Below are 18,857 nucleotides of genomic sequence, written 5' to 3'. Positions count from 1 at the left end.
AATGAACAGAAAAAGCTTATATCTCATGTTTGTCATCTCCATCATTGCAGTATTGATGGTAGCTTGTTCATCGAAAGGCGAAAAAGAAAAAGCATCTTCTAATGAAAAGCCGCAAACAGAATTAACGGCAGATGATCCAGGATGGAAAGAGGATACTTCGCCGATTACCTTTGATTGGTATCTAAATTTTTCATGGTTTGCAAGTAAGTGGGGAAATGATGAAACATCCAAATATATTACAGAAAAAACAGGAGTAACACTTAATCTAATTGCTCCAGCAGGCAATGAAGCGGAAAAAATGAATACGATGATTGCCTCGGGAAAACTGCCTGACTTCGTCACATTAGGTTGGGGAGAAGACGCGGTGAAACAAATGATTGAAGGGGAACTTGTTCTACCTTTAAATGAGCTTGCTGACAAATATGATCCATACTTTTTCAAAGTGTCAGATCAAGGGAAACTCGAATGGTACAGACAAGAAAATGGCAATGTGTATGGTTATCCAAACGCATCGTCATCTCCAGCTAATTTTGATAAATATAAAGATCAAAAGCCATCGAACCAAACATTTTTAGTAAGAAAAGATATGTATGAAGCAATAGGCAGTCCAGATATGCGCACACCAGAAGGTTTCTTAAGCGCATTAGAAGCAGCACAAGAAAAATTCCCTGATGTGAATGGTGTTCCACTCATTCCACTTGGATTGCATGAATTTGGTGATACAGGCAACTACTCACTAGAAGGCTATTTACAAAACTTTTTAGCGATTCCAATGGAGAAGGACGGGAAATTATATGACCGGTCTACTGATCCAGAGTATTTAAAATGGCTAAAAGTATTTAGACAAGCAAATGAAGATGGACTACTTGCTAAAGATGTCTTTATTGATAAGCGTCCACAAATGGAAGAAAAAGTTGCGCAAGGTCGATACTTCGCAATGCTTTATCAACGTAGTGACATGGCTGCACAGCAGTTGGCGCTATACCAAAATGATCCAGATTCCATTTATGTGGCTGTCGATGGGCCAACTAATGAGAACTTGGATACGCCAACTCTTTCTGGTGATGGACTATCGGGTTGGACGATCACATTAATTTCAAAAGACGTGAAAGACCCAGAGAGAGCGATTCGCTTCATGAGCTATTTGATTAGTGAAGAAGGACAAAAGGATATGTATCTTGGACCAGAAGGGATCACATATGAAAATATTGATGGAAAAGATCAATGGAAACCAGAAGTATTTGAATTACTAAATAGTGATAGAACAGCATTTGACCAAAAATATGGTGCTTCGCATACATTCTGGATGCTGATGGATACAGATATGCAGCTACAATGGCAGCCGCCTACAGAAGAGCCGATGAAACAATTAGAAGAATGGACAAAAGGAAAAACACAAAGTTTTGCCGTCTTTGACGATATTAACCCGCAAGGTACGTCATCAGAAGGCGTCGCCAATAGTAAAATTGCGCAAGAATGGGGTAAAACATTACCAAAACTCATATTAGCTAAATCAGATAAGGAATTCGATGAAATACACGAGGAATTCATCGAGAAACGAGAAAAGCTCGGACAAGAAAAAGTCCGCGAATACCAACAAAAACGATTTGAAGAAAATAAAGCTAAAATTGATAAAGCAATGGAAGAATAAGACCCTAATATAGAGAGAAATCCTGCAATCTAAGAGGGTTTTTCTCTTTTTTTAACTGATGCAGATCTTATAAACTGAGCGGTCAGTAAATCAAGTGAGTGGCCAATAAATCCCGTGAGTAGCCAGCAAATCCGGTGAGTGGCCAGCAAATCCCGTGAGTAGCCAGCAAATCTCGTGAGTAGCCAGCAAATCCGGTGAGTAGCCAGCAAATCCGGTGAGTAGCCAGCAAATCCGGTGAGTAGCCAGCAAATCCGGTGAGTAGCCAGCAAATCTGGTGAGCGGCCAGTAAATCTCGTGAGTGGCCAGCAAATCCTGTGAGTAGCCAGTAAATCCGGTGAGTGCCCAGTAAATCCGGTGAGTGGCCAGCAAATCCGGTGAGTGGCCAGCAAATCCCGTGAGTAGCCAGTAAATCTCGTGAGTAGCCAGTAAATCAGCTGAGCAGCTCATAATGTCACGTAAGTTGGCTCTCCCATAGCGATTTTATTATAATAAAAAGTCTACTAGTCTTTATCCTCCTTATGTCATAATGAGAGTATAGGAACTTGTACTTAGTAGGATGTGGTGAAAAAATGGCATTTAGAAGAGGGTATGTGGCATTCAGTCAGCTATCATTGCAAAATAAATTGATTGTATTGTATATAACCCTGTTTATGATTCCTGTTATTATTATTGTATTTAATTATTCCAATGCTTTTTATGAAAGCGCAATCAAGGATATAACGAGGAAAAATGAGTATTTAATGGAAATGGAAAGGATTCATATTGATAAGAACATTGAAACGATGCGAGAGTCTGCTCAAATCATTGCATCTGACGATGATATTATTGATTTTGTTAGTAATAAGGAAGAAAAAAGTGTGGAGGAACTGATTGAGTTTCAAACGGAACATCTCGCTAAAATGATCAAAGTTCAGACGGTGAATCCGAGTATTGCCCACTTTAGATTTTTTATCGATGATCCTTCCTTAAATGAAATGTGGCCGATATTGTTTCGTGAAAGTCGAGTGAAGGAGGATCTTTGGTTCGATGAAGTGATTGATCGGAATGGAACGGAATTGTGGTGGCTAAAAAGAGAGGATACTGATCTGTTATCGCATATTACAGAAGATAGACCTAAAATCTCTTTGTTGAGAAAAGTGAATGAACCTTATGAGGAGCACTTAGGGATTATTGAAATCACAATGCTGCAAAACAACTTTTTCCCAACAATGTATAGTCCGGTGCATGATGGCTCATCTGAAATGATCGTGATCAATAAACAACATAATATATTTCGAAGTAATGCCAATTCTTTTTTAGATGATCAGCAGTTTATTCGTGCGGATTACAATGAGATCATGACTCGTTTAGATGATACGGAGAAAATAAATAGCTTTCTCTTAACAGACAGAAAGATACCCTATTTAGTAGTTTCTACGCTTATTGAAGGTATTGATGCCTATATGGTAAATATTATCTCTCTCCAGGATCTTTATTCAGAAACGAGACAAGTTCGAAATCTCACACTAGGTGTTGCCTTTGTTTTATTAGTATTACTATCTGTTTTGACCTATGTGATGATCTCAGCTCTACTTAAAAGAATGTATAAATTAATAGATAATATGAAGCAAGTGGAAAAAGGAGACTTCTCTACAAAAATTGATATTGAGGGACATGGCGAATTTGCGTTACTCGCATATCATTTTCGGAATATGCTTAGTAAAATAAATAAGTTAATTGCCGAAGCCGTTTATAAACAAGCAGTGACTAAAGATACAGAATTAAAAGCATTGAAAAACCAAATTGATTCGCATTTTCTTTATAATACATTGGAAAATATAAAAATGATGGCCGAAATCGATGGTAAATATGAAATTTCTGATTCGCTAACATCCTTAGGGGAAATGATGCGCTACAATATTAAATGGAAAAATGAATTTGTCGTATTAAATGAAGAAATCAATCATATTAAAAATTATATTGACATAATGAATCTGCGGTTGGATAACCCGGTCCTGTTTGAAGTAGATATTCCAGAAAAGCTACTGGAACAAGGGATTTTAAAACTATCACTTCAACCAATCGTTGAAAATGCGATTAAACATGGAATAGAGTCTTACGGATCGAAAAGACAAGGGACTATTTATTTACATGCGTATATGGAAAGCCAGTGTGTTTATATTGAAATAAAAGACAATGGTGTAGGAATGGATCCTGAACAAGTAAGCAGGTTAAATGAAAGCATACAAAGTCCTATCGATAAAATGGAAATACAATCGCAAACCGGAAATGGGATCGGTCTAAAAAATGTAAATGAAAGAATAGCTTTATTTTATGGGAAAGAATATGGCATCCATGTAAGTAGTGAGTTAGATGCACATACAACCGTTGTGCTTAAACTACCTTATTTAATCATAAGGGGGAGTAGCTAAGATGTATAAAGTACTAATTGTTGACGATGAACGAAATATTCGCCATGGTATTCAGGCAATGATTACAAGGAAATTTCCACAGACATTTGAATGTATCGTAGCAAACAATGGAGTCAGTGCGCTTGAACTAATGCAAACAGATGAAGTGGATATTTTACTGACAGATATTAAAATGCCGGAAATGGATGGCATTCGACTTGTGAAAGAAATTCAGAAGCTAAAATGTAAACCCGAAGTGATTATTATTAGTGGTTATGATGATTTTGAATATGCGAAGCAAGCAATTAAATATCAAGTAAAGGACTATTTGTTAAAACCGATTAATCGTAATGAATTATATGACACATTAGAACGAATATTACAGGACGTTGAAAGTGCAAATGATGCCACGAATGATTTTGACGAGTATCGAGCAAATCAATTAAATTATATTTTTATTCATCCCAATATTATAGAAAAAGAGATAGAGGCAATTTGTTTGAAGGTGTTGTTAGGACGGTTTTCTGGAGGCTATTATGTAGGGGCAATGATAGATAATGGTACAGAAAAACTAGCACAAATAAGAGCAATAACAACTAAACGCAAGAGCGGGGAAGAAGTACTTTGTTTTTCCGATAAAAATAGAAACATGGTCCTTATTACATCGACTGCCTCAATATTTACAGAGATCAGCTTACAATACGAAGGAAAAGATTGCGCAATTGGCGTAAGTGAAAAGCAATATTATTATAGTAAAATGAAAAAGGCATATGAACAATCTATCTTTGCTTTGAAAAATCACTTTCTATTTACAGGGAAAACATGCATACAATACGCAGACTTGAAGCATAAAGATGTAGATAAAAATGTACCAATCGATGACTTGAAGAAAATTGCTAATATGCTCGGTACGAATCGTGACCAGGAAATTAAAACACGTTTATTAGAAGTATTAAATGTAGGGGAGATATCGACACTTGGCATCGCATATATGGAAAAACTTCATATTGCGATTAATACGATTATTCTGGACTCAGCTTATAGTAAACTTGGAGAGGAATCAATTGAAATTTTGAAGCATCATGACAAAGTAGGAGATATGTACAACTTCGAAAATTTTTATGATTATTATTACGCTTTAGAACAATTGATTTTACTTTTACATGAATATAGTAAGCAGTTAAAATCGGTGTATTCTGAGCAGAAAAACATGGAAAAGGCAATTAGATATATTCATGAAAATTATCACAAGGATTTAAACATGGCTGTCGTTTCTAATCATGTATCACTTAACTATTCCTATTTTAGCCATATGTTCAAGGAATACACAGGAAATAGCTTTGTTGATTACCTAAAAAAAGTCCGTGTAAACCAATCAAAAAAACTACTTACAAGTCCGGACTTAAAGATTTTTGAAATTAGTTATATGGTAGGCTATAAGAATCCAAAACAGTTTACGAGAGTCTTTCGAGAACTAGAAGGTGTATCTCCGAAGGAATATAATCGAGGGGTCTGACCCTAGCTCCGTTAAAGGGCTAAAGGAAAAGAGGGAAGCAATAGTCTTTAAAAACTGTTGCTTCCTTCTTTTTATAGAACTAATCAAACGTTTGATTAGTACTTTACTACTAATCTAGATCGTCACCTGAGTTGTATCACTTATCAGATATAAAATATTCCTTTAAAAACTTAAACCAAAGCTCATGACCCTTTTCATTTGGTGCGCTTGCTGGATCCATTAAATAGTCATTTAACGTCTCGTCATCTGTATCAGGCCAGTTTGGCCAGTGATCTAAATAAACAAGTTCTTGTTCTTCCGCAAAATCTTTTAGCTCATCCACTTGCGATGGGTATATAGTGGAGACAACTGGATGTGGGGGCTGCAAAATAACGACTGCTTTCTCGTTTGCTTTTTCTAATGTTTTTATCACACTCATAATGTTCTCATGGTTTTCCGAAGTGCCAAGGTTCCCATTATCATTTAAATTAAAAGGCTCAAACAATATGAGGTCAGGTTTGTATGCTGCTACTTCTTCATCATATCCTTCAGCGATAAATTGATCTGATCTTACTGGATATTCAAATATAGATATTTCCAAGTTATTTTTTCCATATATAGCAACTAATTCTTCCTTCAACATGTCAGACCAGCCATTATTATCTTTTCCCAATGCGGCAGAACCAACAATCGCTACTTTATAAGTGCGTCCTACATCTATTGCTTCTTCAAAAGTCTCTTGTGCTTTTTCGGGCCAATTACCTGTCATTAAGAGTAAGTTTGGATCAGCGGACGTTTTTGTGGTTTTTTTTTCGTCACTTTCTTTGTTTGAAACGACCGGCCCAGCTTTTTCGTTGGTTCCAACTGCATTATTTGTTTGCTCTTTCCAATAAAGGTAACCGCTAACCAGAAATATCCCACAGGCTATAATGGCTAAATACGTTAATGCCGTACGCATAACTTTCCCCCCTGAACTTCCTCTTTATTAATAGAATTTTAATTATATATAAAAAGTCCCTTTTTTACAAAAAAACTTCCAATTCTTGATGAAACGACATATAATTACTTCTAGTACTCTATTCCTACAATAAAACCTATGTTATAATAATACATAAATTAATATGAGTCGTCCAGGGAGGATAACATGGAAGAAACAATCAGCTTGAAAGAGCTTATGCAAACCTTACGTAAGCGAATGAATTTAATTGTACTTATAACATTGGCAGCGGTAGTAGTTAGTGGAGCTGTCAGTTTTTTTGTGCTGACACCAATCTATCAATCATCTACACAATTACTAGTAAACCAGGAGAAAAGTGATCAGCCAATATATAATCCAGCAGAGATTCAAACAAATTTGCAGTTGATCAACACATATAATGTCATTATGAAAAGTCCGGCCATTCTTGATATCGTTATTGAAGATCTTGGACTAGATATGTCGGTTGGACAGCTAAATGAAAAAGTTTCCGTTCAAAGTGAAAAGGATTCACAAGTTGTTAACGTGACTGTACAGGATCCAAGTCCACACCAAGCAGCGGAGATTGCGAATAAAGTGGCGGAAGTATTTCAAAAAGAAATTGGCAGTATTATGAATGTTAATAATGTCAGTATTTTAGCAAAAGCGGAAGTTGGAGAAAATACCTCTCCTGTAAAGCCACAACCAGTGTTGAATATAGCGATCGCATTAGTTGTTGGCGCAATGGCAGGAATCGGCGTAGCATTCTTGCTTGAATATTTGGATAATACAATAAAAACAGAGCAAGATGTGGAGAAACTATTAGAATTGCCAGTACTTGGAGCAATAGCCACATTTGATGATCAGAAGGAAATTCGATCAACTAGATTAGACCGGAAATCGAAAGTAAGGGGTGAAACAGTTGGCTCTTAAAAAACAAGTAAAAGAATTGGTTAATACGAAGCGTAAGTTAATTGCCATGCTTAATCCCAAGTCACCGGTTTCTGAACAATATCGAACAATTCGTACAAATATTGAGTTTTCTGCAATTGATGAAGAAATTCGTACGTTGATGGTGACTTCTACAGGTCCTGGGGAGGGTAAATCGACGACGACAGCTAACCTAGCGATTGTGTTTGCTCAACAAGGGAAAAAAGTACTGCTTGTTGATGCCGACATGAGAAAGCCGACAGTGCAATATACGTTTAGCATGAATAATCTATATGGTCTGACAAATGTGTTAACACGTAAAATGAGCGTAAATGAGTCAGTCAAAGCGTCAAAATTGGAAGGCTTGGATATACTGACTTCTGGGCCAATTCCGCCAAATCCAGCAGAATTATTAAGCTCAAAAGCAATGAAATATTTCTTTGAAGAAGCATTAGATCTATACGATATTGTTATTTTTGATACGCCACCTGTTCTTGCTGTTACGGATGCGCAAGTATTATCAAATCAATGTGATGGAACAATCCTTGTTATTTCTAGCGGAAATACAGATGTGGAGAATGCACAGAAGACAAAAGAGTTGCTGCATTCAGCAAAAGCGAAGTTGCTTGGTGTCGTCTTGAATAACAAAAAAATGACGAATAATGATTATCATTACTATTATGGAAATGAATAACTATATCTGGGGATAAGTTTACAAATCGACGTGATATAGTATATTAACATAGCGCTAAAGTTCTAATTGAAATAAAGGAGGATTTGCGATGATTGATATTCACTGTCATATTTTACCAGGTATTGATGACGGAGCCCGTGATCTTGGCGATAGCTTAGCAATGGCAAAACAAGCGGTAAAAGAAGGTATCCATACGATCATCGCTACTCCTCATCATAAAAATGGCTCTTACAATAATTACAAAGCTGAAATCATACAAAGAACAGAAGAGTTAAATGATGCTTTACAATCAGAAAATATTAATCTTTCGATCTTACCTGGGCAGGAAACACGCATTTATGGTGATATATTAGAAGACTATGAAGCTGGCGAAATTTTGACTCTAGGTAATGCATCAAACTACTTATTCATTGAATTACCATCGAATCACGTTCCTCGCTATACAAATCGACTTTGCTTTGATTTACAAATGAAAGGATTAACTCCTGTCATTGTTCATCCAGAGCGGAATGTAGAACTCATCGAACATCCAGACAAATTGTATAAACTCGTACAAGATGGGGTAGCAACGCAAATTACCGCCGGAAGTTTTACGGGATATTTCGGTAAAAAAATCCAGAAGTTCACCTTTGACCTGATAGAATCCAATCTGACCCACTTCCTTGCTTCAGATGCGCATAATATCACAAAGCGTAGCTTTAAAATGGAAGTAGCACATGAACTACTAGAAAAGAAATACGGAACCGATTCCTTATATTACTTTATGGATAATGCGGAATTGGTTATAGCTGGTAAGGATATAGATAGAGACATTCCAACACCGATCAAGAGAAAGAAAATACTAGGATTCTTCTAAAAAAACAACACGATGTTTCTGCTGCGTAGATGTGAAATATATATTTCGGTTATATCTCCTATCCGTTATCCTTGGAGGTACTCGGCTATGCTGTGGGCAAAACGAGTTTTGCCTTAGATGCAGTTTGTTATCAATAGTATGGTGTGAGGGCGGGTTGAATGCCCGATATTTTAAAATATAAACTAGATGTCTAATGAAAGCGCGCAACGTATGTGAGCGCTTTCGTTAGACATTTACTTTTTCTAATGCTAATGAACAGTAGGCAATATTGGGTGGAAATGCCATTCGTAATTCATTTTAAAATTTATAAGAAAAGAAGGGATGCAAGTTGACTTATCAAAAGCGTGTGCCGCTCTTGATGCTACTAGATTCAATTATCGTAATGTTTTCTATTTATGTTGGATACTTTATATTGCATCCGTACTCAGATTTCTATACATCTAAATTATTGTTAATAAGTTCGCTTATTTTATTGATCAGTCACCATGTGTTTGCGTTTGTCTACAGGCTGTACCATAAGGCTTGGGAGTATGCGAGTGTCGGAGAATTATGGATGATTGCAAAGGCAATTACTTTTTCAATCCTCACAGCGGGTATAGCACAAGCTATTGGTGTTGGACATGTCTACGTACGGGTCTTATTAATAACTTGGATGCTACATATGCTACTCATTGGTGGTTCACGCTATTCGTGGAGAATGTATCGTGATCGCTATATGAAATCAAAAAATAAAAAAAGCAGGACACTTATTGTTGGGGCGGGATCAGCTGGAACAACGGTTGCTAGGCAATTATTGACTAGCCATGATGTAGAATTAGTTCCAGTAGCCTTTGTTGACGATGATCCGCGGAAACTCAAACTTGAGATGTACGGTTTGATGGTGTGTGGACAAATTGAAAACATACCAGAGATAGTGAAAGGTCAACATATCAAGGATATTATTATTGCAATTCCATCGCTTTCTAAAAAGGAAGTTAGACGTATTTACGAAGTGTGCGCACAAACAGAGGCGAAGGTGAAAATTATGCCAATGATAGAAGACGTAATGACCGGGAAAGTATCTGTTAGTGCTTTGCGTAATGTGGAAGTAGAAGACTTATTAGGTCGAGAACCAGTAGAACTGGATATTAGTGCGATTTCAGAAACGATATCTGGATCAACGGTGATGGTAACAGGTGCTGGTGGGTCGATTGGGTCAGAAATTTGCCGACAAATTTGCAAATTTAATCCGAGTAAACTTATACTCTTAGGCCATGGAGAATTTAGCATTTATACAATTGATATGGAATTACGACCTAAATATAAAAAGGAAATTGAAATTATACCCGTGATCGCTGATGTGCAAGACAGAAATCGAATATTTGAGGTAATGGAACAATACGAACCTGATGTTGTCTACCATGCGGCGGCACATAAACATGTGCCATTAATGGAGGCTAATCCAAGAGAGGCTGTTAAAAACAATATATTCGGAACGAAAAATGTTGCGGAAGCAGCGGAGACTTTTGGTGTGAAATCTTTTGTTCTAGTATCTACGGATAAAGCAGTTAATCCTCCAAATGTGATGGGAGCGACAAAACGCGTTGCCGAAATGATTATTCAAAACTTGGCGAAAGAAAGTAATACGAAATTTGTAGCAGTGCGATTTGGGAATGTACTTGGAAGCCGTGGAAGTGTTATTCCTTTATTCAAAAAGCAAATTGAAACTGGAGGGCCTGTTACTGTTACCCATGAGGATATGACACGCTATTTTATGACAATTCCGGAAGCATCGAGACTTGTTATTCAAGCTGGGACACTCGCAGGAGGTGGCGAAGTATTCGTACTTGATATGGGTGAACCTGTAAAAATATCAGACTTGGCTAAAAACCTAATCACACTTTCTGGATATACAATAGAAGAGATAGGAATTCAGTACAGTGGAATCCGTCCAGGGGAAAAGATGTTTGAGGAATTGTTGAATGAGAATGAAGTGCAGAAAGAGCAGGTGTTTCCGAAGATTCATATTGGAAAAGCAGAGCCGATGGAGAGGACAGAATTGTTTCAGATGGTCGAAAATCTACGATCTGTTGAACTTGAAGAGATGAAAGAACAATTAATTAACGCAGCCAATATCAAAAATTCAAAGGAGTTAGTTGCAAAAAGTAGCTAACTCCTTTGAATTCCTTATAGTATTAAAAATATATTTTACATTTTTTTGGAGGTCATTATAGTGAAAACAGTAAAAAAAGCAATTATCCCAGCAGCGGGTCTAGGGACTCGGTTTTTGCCAGCAACAAAGGCAATGCCGAAGGAAATGCTGCCAATAGTAGATAAACCGACAATTCAATATATAGTAGAAGAGGCAATTGCCTCTGGAATTGAAGACATTATTATTGTCACAGGCAAAGGAAAACGTGCGATTGAAGATCATTTCGATAATAATTTTGAATTGGAAGATAATCTTGTGAAAAAGGAAAAGTTTGACTTGCTTGATAAAGTGAACCAATCCTCGAAAGTAGATATTCATTATATTCGTCAAAAAGATCCAAAAGGTCTAGGCCATGCAGTGTGGTGTGCACGTAAGTTTATTGGCGACGAACCATTTGCTGTACTTTTAGGGGATGATATTGTCCAAGCGGAAACTCCCGGTCTCAGACAATTGATTCAACAATATGAAGAGACGCAAAGTTCGGTTGTTGGAGTACAACAAGTCCCAGAAGAAGAAACACATCGTTACGGGATTGTTGACCCAGGTACAATTGAAGGTCGCCGTTATGAAGTAAATAATTTTGTGGAAAAGCCCCAAAAAGGAACTGCTCCTTCTAATCTTGCAATTATGGGGCGATATATACTAACACCGGAAATATTCACCTTTTTAGATAAACAAGAAATAGGTGCGGGGGGCGAGATTCAACTTACAGATGCAATCCAGAAGTTGAATGAGTTACAAAAGGTATATGCCTATGATTTTGAAGGAAAAAGGTATGATGTTGGGGAGAAATTAGGGTTTATAAAAACAACAATTGAGATGGCATTGCAGGATGATGAATTGCGAGAAGAGTTACTTACTTTTCTTGAGGAAGTTAAGGAGAAAAGTGGAGTAGTCTTGTAAATAGTTTAGACCTCTGTTCATATTATTGGCCTTATAATATTGAACAGAGGGTTTATTTTGTTATTTACGATTGGAATATACAGTGTTGTAGTTAATAGCTAAATGTATGACAAAATAATCTTTTAAAAATAGTAAGTATTTAGTTTGTTAGTAGTTAGTTGGACAGGACGAAGATAATTCCAATTAAGTACTAACAAAATAAATAACGATCAAGGAGTGTGACGAATATGTATTTAAAGATGAAAAGATTAATAGATATTATTCTTTCTTTAATTGGACTTGTTGTGTTATCACCTATATTATTAATTTTAATCTTGGCTATTAAAATGGATTCAAAAGGTCCAGTGTTATTTAAACAAAAAAGGATTGGCATTAATAAAACACATTTTAATATATTGAAATTTCGTACTATGAGAATAGATACGCCAAAGGATACTCCCACTCATTTATTAGATAATCCCGATCAGTATATCACAAAGATGGGCAAGTTTTTGAGAAAAACTTCATTAGATGAGCTTCCTCAAATTTGGAATATATTTGTTGGACAGATGAGTATTATTGGTCCAAGACCGGCATTGTGGAACCAGTACGATCTGATAGCAGAACGTGATGTATATGGTGCTAATGATATACCGCCAGGGCTTACTGGGTGGGCACAGATTAATGGCAGAGACGAGCTACCTATAAAAGTGAAGTCCAAACTGGATGGTGAGTATGTAGAGAAGATAAGCTTCAGTATGGATATAAAGTGTTTCTTCGGAACTATAGTGAGTGTTGTTAAGAGGGATGGAGTCGTTGAAGGCGGGACTGGTAGAAAGAAAGAAGTGACTAGTAGTAAGGGGTCAATATCAAGATGAAAAAAATACTGATAACCGGTTCCAATAGTTATGTTGGTAGAAGTCTAGAAAAATGGCTGGGAAATGATTCAGGAAAGTATTTAATAGATTTCATTAGTTTAAGAAATGACTCTTGGAGAGAAAAGGATTTCTCGGAATATGATGTTGTGTTTCATGCAGCTGGAATAGCGCACGTCTCATCAGATCCTAAAATGGAAGAAATATATTATAATGTGAACTGTGATCTTACAATAGAGACTGCTAAAAAGGCAAAGGCAGATGGCGTTAAGCAGTTTATTTTTATGAGCAGTATTATTGTCTATGGAGATAGCAATGGTAAGAAAATAGTCATTGATGAAAATACTATACCTATGCCAAGTAACTTTTATGGTAATAGCAAGCTACAAGCAGAAAAAGGTCTAAAGCCTTTAGGTAGCGATAACTTCAAGGTAGCTATTCTCAGACCACCTATGATTTACGGGAAAGGATCTAAAGGCAATTATCCAAAGTTGGCAAAAGTAGCTCAAAAACTCCCTTTTTTTCCCGACATTGATAATCAGCGTAGTATGCTCCATATAGATAATCTTTGTGAGTTCATAAGGTTCATAATTGAGAACGAAGAGAGTGGGTTGTACTTTCCACAAAATAGAGAGTACGTTAAGACAAGTGAAATGGTAAGGTTGATAGCTAAGGCGCGTGGGAGGAGGATCAAACTAGTAAAGGTATTCAATCCAATATTGAAATTGATGAGCTTAAAGATAGGCATAATTAATAAGGTATTTGGTAATTTAGTTTATGAGAAGAGAATGAGCACTTATAAGGAGAATTATCAAATTAGGGATTTGGGAGAGTCAATTATGCAGACAGAAAAAGATATTATAGAAAATAATAATATAGATATATTATTGATGAGTGATAACAGCTTGGAAACTGTAGGAGGAGAGCAGGAATCAACTAAAATAATTATTCAAGGAATAAAGGAACTTTTTACAGTTGGAGTTATACAACCAGGTGAGATAAAAAGGCCTTTGTTTGGTGCTGAATATTATCAGCTCACCTTACACACTAGAATTAAGCATTTAATAAAGCAACCAATATCTTTTTTGAAATATATCTTGAAGGTTAGAAAAGTAGTCAATAATAAAACCCCACAAGTAATTCATACTCAGGCACAAGTAAGTTTTTTTATTATCGCTTTATTGAGTAAGTTTAGACTAATTTCCAAAAATACAAGTATTATACACACAGAAAGAGGATTATACACAAAGTATAATAGATTGATCAAGCAAGTTTTTCACTTTTTTATAAAAGAACTTGATGTTCTAGTAACAACTACTGAGTTTAATATGAAGTATTGGAAAGATGCTATTCATAGTAGAGGAGTGAATTTAGATTTTAAAGTAATTGAAAATACTGCTGGAGAATTATTTGAAATTTATGACAAAAGCCTTGAAAAATCAGGTTCGGATAATTTAGTAATTGGCTTTGCTGGGCGTTATTGTGATTGGAAGAATTGGCCGTTAGCTGTGGAAATATGCAAGAATTTAAATGTTTTGTTAGGTGAGAAATTATATGTAAAGATGGCTGTAGGATGTTTAGACGATAAGGCCGTAAGGGATACAAAAAATATGTTTGTCAAACTAGATGGATTTTTGGGTAATCGTTTTAAAGGAGAAATAAATATTGATATGAAAGCTATGGATAAGTTTTATTATGATCTAGATGTTTTTGTCCTAACCTCTAATTATAATACTGAATCTTTTGGTAGAACTTTAGTCGAAGCAATGAGTAGAAGGACTATTGTATTGACAACTAATGCAGGTGGTTCAGTAGAGGTAGTAGGGGATAATAGAAATGTCTGTGAAACAGCAGATGAATTTATAAATCAAATATTACACTTTTTTAAAAACACTGACATTATGGAGAGTGAAAAGGAAAAAAACTATATTAGAGCTAAGCGAGTATATTCACTTAAGAATAATATAGATAAGCATATAAAAATGTATACAGATATTTTAGATTAATAAGATAATCATAAGCTGTATATTAAGCTAGGTGATCTATGCCTTTGTTTCCACAAAAACTGAATCTAACGGGCATTAGTTGAATATTAATGGGAGCATCTTTGTAGGTATTTTGATATTAGATAATGAGGTGTATCAGAATGAGAGTACTTCAAATTGCGTGTGGAGTAAGTTATACAGATATATATTACAATCTATTTTCAGCTTTAAAGCAAAAGGATATTGATTTTGAGGTTTATATTCCACAGCATAAAGGTGATTCAGTCCAAAATATAACTAAAAGTGAATTTCCTTTTTTATTTTATTCAAATAAAATAATTAGGTCTTATGATAAACTTTTGTACTTTAGTAAAATACGTAGAATGACTAAGGATGTTGAAACGAATTTCAACCTATCAAAGATATCATTAATTCATTCACATAGCCTATTTAGTGACGGTGCAGTGGCATACGAAATATTTAAAAAGTATAATATTCCTTATATAGTAGCCATAAGAGACACCGATGTTAATCAGTATTTTCGTAAAGGAATTCATTTACGAAAATTTGCCGTAAACATTTTACGTAATGCTAGTCATGTGATTTTCCTATCAAAACCATATAGAGATAAAGTGTTAAATAAATACATTCCTGATAAATACCAAAATGAAATTATGAAAAAATCAAAAATAATACCTAATGGAATTGATAACTATTGGCTCAATAATAAAAGTAGTAGTAAATCAAGAGTTGATAATAACATTCGATTAATATATGTAGGTCAAATAATAAAGAGAAAAAATATAATGAAAATAATTGAAGCTTCTAATTTACTAAAAGATAAGTATAATAAAAAAGTTAGCATAGTATTGATTGGAAAGAAAAAAGATGAGAAATATTTTAAAAAAATTTCTAGAAAGGGATCGTTTGAGTATATCCCATATTTACCTAAAGAACATTTAATATCATACTATAGAAAATCAGATGTTTTTGTAATGCCATCCAAAACTGAAACCTTTGGATTAGTATATGCCGAGGCCATGAGTCAAGGACTTCCAGTTATTTATTCCAGAGGACAAGGATTTGATGGACAATTCAATGAAGGTGAAATAGGTTACAGTGTAGAGGCTAAAAATAAACAAGATATTGCAACGAAAATTATCAGGATTTTAGACGACGTGACATTGATCAGACGTAATTGTATAGAGAGAGTAGATAAATTCAATTGGGATACAATAGCACAAGATTATCAAAACTTATATTACCAGGTATTAGATTAAAATTTAAAGGAGAAGAAACGCTAATTAATTTATTAAAATCACATGGAACTATTCCCTCCAAACACTAAAAAAATAAACTAATAAAATCAGAAAGGAGTCAATCATCAATGCAGGATGTAGATAATATTTGTTTTATTGTTCCTAATTATCCGACCCACAACGATCCAGTATATACATTTGTAAAAGAACTTGTATGTTCAATTGCGGATTTAGGCATTAGATGTACTGTTATCGCACCTCAAAGTATTACAAATTTAATTTATAAGAGAAAGAGAAGAAGACCATATTATTGGCAGGATATTAGCGATGGAAATAATAAAGTCGATATCTATCAACCTATTAGCTTATCATTTGCTGATTTTCGAATATTTGGAATGAGTCCTACTAGATTCTTCAGTGAACGTGCAATAATTAAGACTTTCGACAAAATAAATATTAGTCCAAATGTTCTATATGCTCATTTTTGGCATAGTGGTGTAACTGCCGGGATTATAGGAAAAAAGTATAATTTACCTGTTTTCGTCGCTACAGGTGAGAGTAAAATTTGGGTTAAAAACCTTTATAGAGAAAAAAAATTATATTTAAATTTGGAACAGACAAAAGGGGTAATTTCGGTATCCACCAAAAATATGCAAGAAAGTATTGATCTAAAACTTACATCTAAACAAAAAGTGGAAGTAATACCTAATTCGATAAACAATAAGTTGTTTTTTCCAATGAATAAAACAGCAGTCAGAAAAAAACTGGGATTCAATCAAGAAGATTTTATTGTGGCTTACATAGGTGCTTTTAGTCATAGAAAAGGTGTTTTGAGATTATCTGAAGCTATTGAAAAAGTTCCAGGTGTAAAATCTATATTTATAGGATCTGGTAATTTAAAAGTTGACTGCGAAGGTGTTCTCTTTTCAGGAAGATTACCTCATGACCAAATAGTAAATTATTTGAATGCAGCGGATGTTTTTGTTTTGCCTACACTTGCTGAGGGATGTTGTAATGCTATTATTGAAGCAATGGCATGTGGGTTACCGATAATATCATCAGACGCCTCATTTAACGACGATATTTTGAATGAACAAAATTCTATTAGAGTAGATAGTAGCAATACTTCTCAAATTGCCAATGCAATTAAGTATTTAAAGGATCATCCCGTTAATCGTACAGAAATGGCTAATGCTTCATTAAGGGCTGCAAAAGAATTAGAAATTAGTAACAGAGCAAACAGGATTATCGACTTTATTAACAGAATGGTGGACTAATAATGGTGTTCAGAAGTTCAAAACTTGTCTACTTAATATTCCTATTTTATTTAGGTTTATTTAGTAGTTTATTTTTTACTATTCCAGGGGCGACTTTAGTTTTAGGATTAGGGATGATAGTTTTATTACTTTTCTCGAAATTTAGCCGTGAAGAATTGGTTCAAAGTATTGTAATACCTAAGGCATTGCTATTATTAATTTCATTCGCATTTTATAGTTTACTAACCGGAAGCTTTGTTGCTACAAATACACTGCACCTTGTAGATTCTGTGTTTACCTACTTCCAAATGATTGCGCTCATCTTTTTTATTATTAATGTGTCTGCTTTAGAAAATAGTAATATATTTTTTGTTAAGTCATTTATATTATTTTCGATTATTTATATGTTATTTATGTTAATTGGGGGACATACACGGGTTGATGGAAGGCTGACTCTCGTATTCGGAGAAAATCCAAACAATGATGCTAGAATATTATTATATGGGATGGCTTGCTTGTTAATTAATATAAAACAAACGAAGCTAAGCACTTTTTTGTTGACCATAAGTTTAACAGGAATGTTTCTTTATACAATCGCTTTGACAGGTTCCAGGAAGGGTTTTTATGCTGCAATAATTTTAGCGATATTATGGCTAGTGTTTGTTTATAAAGATTATTGGAAATCCTACTCACTTAAGAATAAATTTGGGTCCGTAATTCTTCTATTAGCGATAATGTCTTTTGTTATTTTGAAATTTTGGGATGTGTTTTTAGACAGTTCGATATTTCAAAGAATGTCTGCAAAGGGAATTACAATTACGGATGATTTGGAAAGAACTACTATGTATCAAGAAGCTTTTACTTTTTTTAAAGACAATTTATTATTTGGAATTGGATTTGACCATTTTCGTTTATTAAGCTCTTTTGGAACATACAGTCATTCTACGTATGCTGAATTAATCTCGAACACTGGGCTAATTGGTACAATTATTTATTTAACAGCTTATTTGATTATTTTATATAATTTAATAAATCTTGCTATAAAAAGTAAAGGGACGACCACTTCAAAAACGGCTATTTCAAATATAATTTTATTTTTCATTATGCTAGCTTTAGGGACTGGTGTTATACATTTTTATGGAATTATAGATAATATAATGCTAGCTATTTTAATTTCATTTTATTATACGGAGAAAGAAAATATTAAAAGAAAATAACTATTTAATTTATTAATAGAGATGTTAATTGATAATATATTAAGAATATACTTTATTTGAAATATACCTTTTAAAAAAAGTCCTTTATTAATTTAAAGTACTACATTTATACCATTTTTTATTTATCAGAGTATTATCCGTTGGCTTATAAAAGTAAGAAAGTAAATTGCAATCTCTATGCCAAGATGTATATCAAAAATTATTGACTTTCAAGTCTGAAA

At 34.6% G+C, this 18,857-nt stretch carries 14 protein-coding genes; 13 read left to right on the top strand and 1 reads right to left on the bottom strand.

What is annotated here, in order from left to right:
• Position 1 precedes the first annotated feature (1 nt).
• The 3 genes from MHB53_RS13620 to MHB53_RS13610 all read left to right on the top strand — a co-directional run bounded on the left by MHB53_RS13620 (position 2) and on the right by MHB53_RS13610 (position 5,557).
• Entirely contained in the window at positions 2-1,651 is a 1,650-nt protein-coding gene (locus MHB53_RS13620; RefSeq protein ID WP_340919212.1) for an extracellular solute-binding protein, read from the top strand.
• 569 nt (positions 1,652-2,220) lie between these two features.
• A complete protein-coding gene (locus MHB53_RS13615) occupies positions 2,221-4,062 on the top strand; it encodes a sensor histidine kinase (protein ID WP_340919209.1) in 1,842 nt (613 codons plus the stop codon).
• 1 nt (position 4,063) lies between these two features.
• Positions 4,064-5,557, top strand: a complete 1,494-nt coding sequence (locus MHB53_RS13610; protein ID WP_340919207.1) for a response regulator transcription factor — start codon at positions 4,064-4,066, stop codon at positions 5,555-5,557.
• Positions 5,558-5,693: 136 nt separating this feature from the next.
• Here the strand turns inward: MHB53_RS13610 and MHB53_RS13605 are convergent, their stop codons facing one another.
• Positions 5,694-6,494, bottom strand: a complete 801-nt coding sequence (locus MHB53_RS13605; protein ID WP_340919202.1) for an SGNH/GDSL hydrolase family protein — start codon at positions 6,492-6,494, stop codon at positions 5,694-5,696.
• A gap of 186 nt (positions 6,495-6,680) precedes the next feature.
• Here MHB53_RS13605 and MHB53_RS13600 point away from each other — a divergent pair, with 186 nt between their 5' ends.
• The 10 genes from MHB53_RS13600 (at position 6,681) to MHB53_RS13555 (ending at position 18,636) form a co-directional block, all read left to right on the top strand.
• A complete protein-coding gene (locus tag MHB53_RS13600) occupies positions 6,681-7,424 on the top strand; it encodes a YveK family protein (protein WP_340919199.1) in 744 nt (247 codons plus the stop codon).
• A complete protein-coding gene (locus MHB53_RS13595; protein WP_340919196.1) occupies positions 7,414-8,115 on the top strand; it encodes a CpsD/CapB family tyrosine-protein kinase in 702 nt (233 codons plus the stop codon). Before MHB53_RS13600 ends, MHB53_RS13595 begins: the two co-directional genes overlap by 11 nt.
• 88 nt (positions 8,116-8,203) lie before the next feature.
• A complete protein-coding gene (locus MHB53_RS13590) occupies positions 8,204-8,971 on the top strand; it encodes a tyrosine-protein phosphatase (protein ID WP_340919193.1) in 768 nt (255 codons plus the stop codon).
• A 328-nt stretch (positions 8,972-9,299) separates the two neighbouring features.
• Positions 9,300-11,123: a nucleoside-diphosphate sugar epimerase/dehydratase gene (locus tag MHB53_RS13585; protein WP_340919191.1), complete on the top strand. Its 1,824-nt coding sequence runs from the start codon at positions 9,300-9,302 to the stop codon at positions 11,121-11,123.
• Between the two features lie 60 nt (positions 11,124-11,183).
• Positions 11,184-12,065, top strand: a complete 882-nt coding sequence (gene galU / locus MHB53_RS13580; RefSeq protein WP_340919189.1) for a UTP--glucose-1-phosphate uridylyltransferase GalU — start codon at positions 11,184-11,186, stop codon at positions 12,063-12,065.
• Between the two features lie 227 nt (positions 12,066-12,292).
• On the top strand, positions 12,293-12,922 hold the full coding sequence (locus MHB53_RS13575) for a sugar transferase (RefSeq protein ID WP_340919187.1): 630 nt from the start codon (positions 12,293-12,295) through the stop codon (positions 12,920-12,922).
• Positions 12,919-14,925, top strand: a complete 2,007-nt coding sequence (locus MHB53_RS13570) for an NAD-dependent epimerase/dehydratase family protein (protein WP_340919185.1) — start codon at positions 12,919-12,921, stop codon at positions 14,923-14,925. The genes MHB53_RS13575 and MHB53_RS13570 overlap by 4 nt, the downstream gene beginning before the upstream one ends.
• Before the next feature lie 140 nt (positions 14,926-15,065).
• A complete protein-coding gene (locus MHB53_RS13565) occupies positions 15,066-16,184 on the top strand; it encodes a glycosyltransferase family 4 protein (RefSeq protein WP_340919183.1) in 1,119 nt (372 codons plus the stop codon).
• A gap of 107 nt (positions 16,185-16,291) precedes the next feature.
• A complete protein-coding gene (locus tag MHB53_RS13560) occupies positions 16,292-17,440 on the top strand; it encodes a glycosyltransferase family 4 protein (protein WP_340919180.1) in 1,149 nt (382 codons plus the stop codon).
• A gap of 2 nt (positions 17,441-17,442) precedes the next feature.
• The gene (locus MHB53_RS13555) at positions 17,443-18,636 is read left to right on the top strand and encodes an O-antigen ligase family protein (protein ID WP_340919178.1); all 1,194 of its coding nucleotides are present in this window, start codon (positions 17,443-17,445) and stop codon (positions 18,634-18,636) included.
• The last annotated feature ends 221 nt before the right edge of the window (positions 18,637-18,857 follow it).

Origin of the sequence: Bacillus sp. FSL K6-3431, from assembly GCF_038002605.1 — a bacterium.
Lineage (GTDB): Bacteria > Bacillota > Bacilli > Bacillales > Bacillaceae_C > Lederbergia.
Note: the sequence above shows the minus strand (reverse complement) of the source record. Positions and strands in the feature narration are given on the sequence as shown.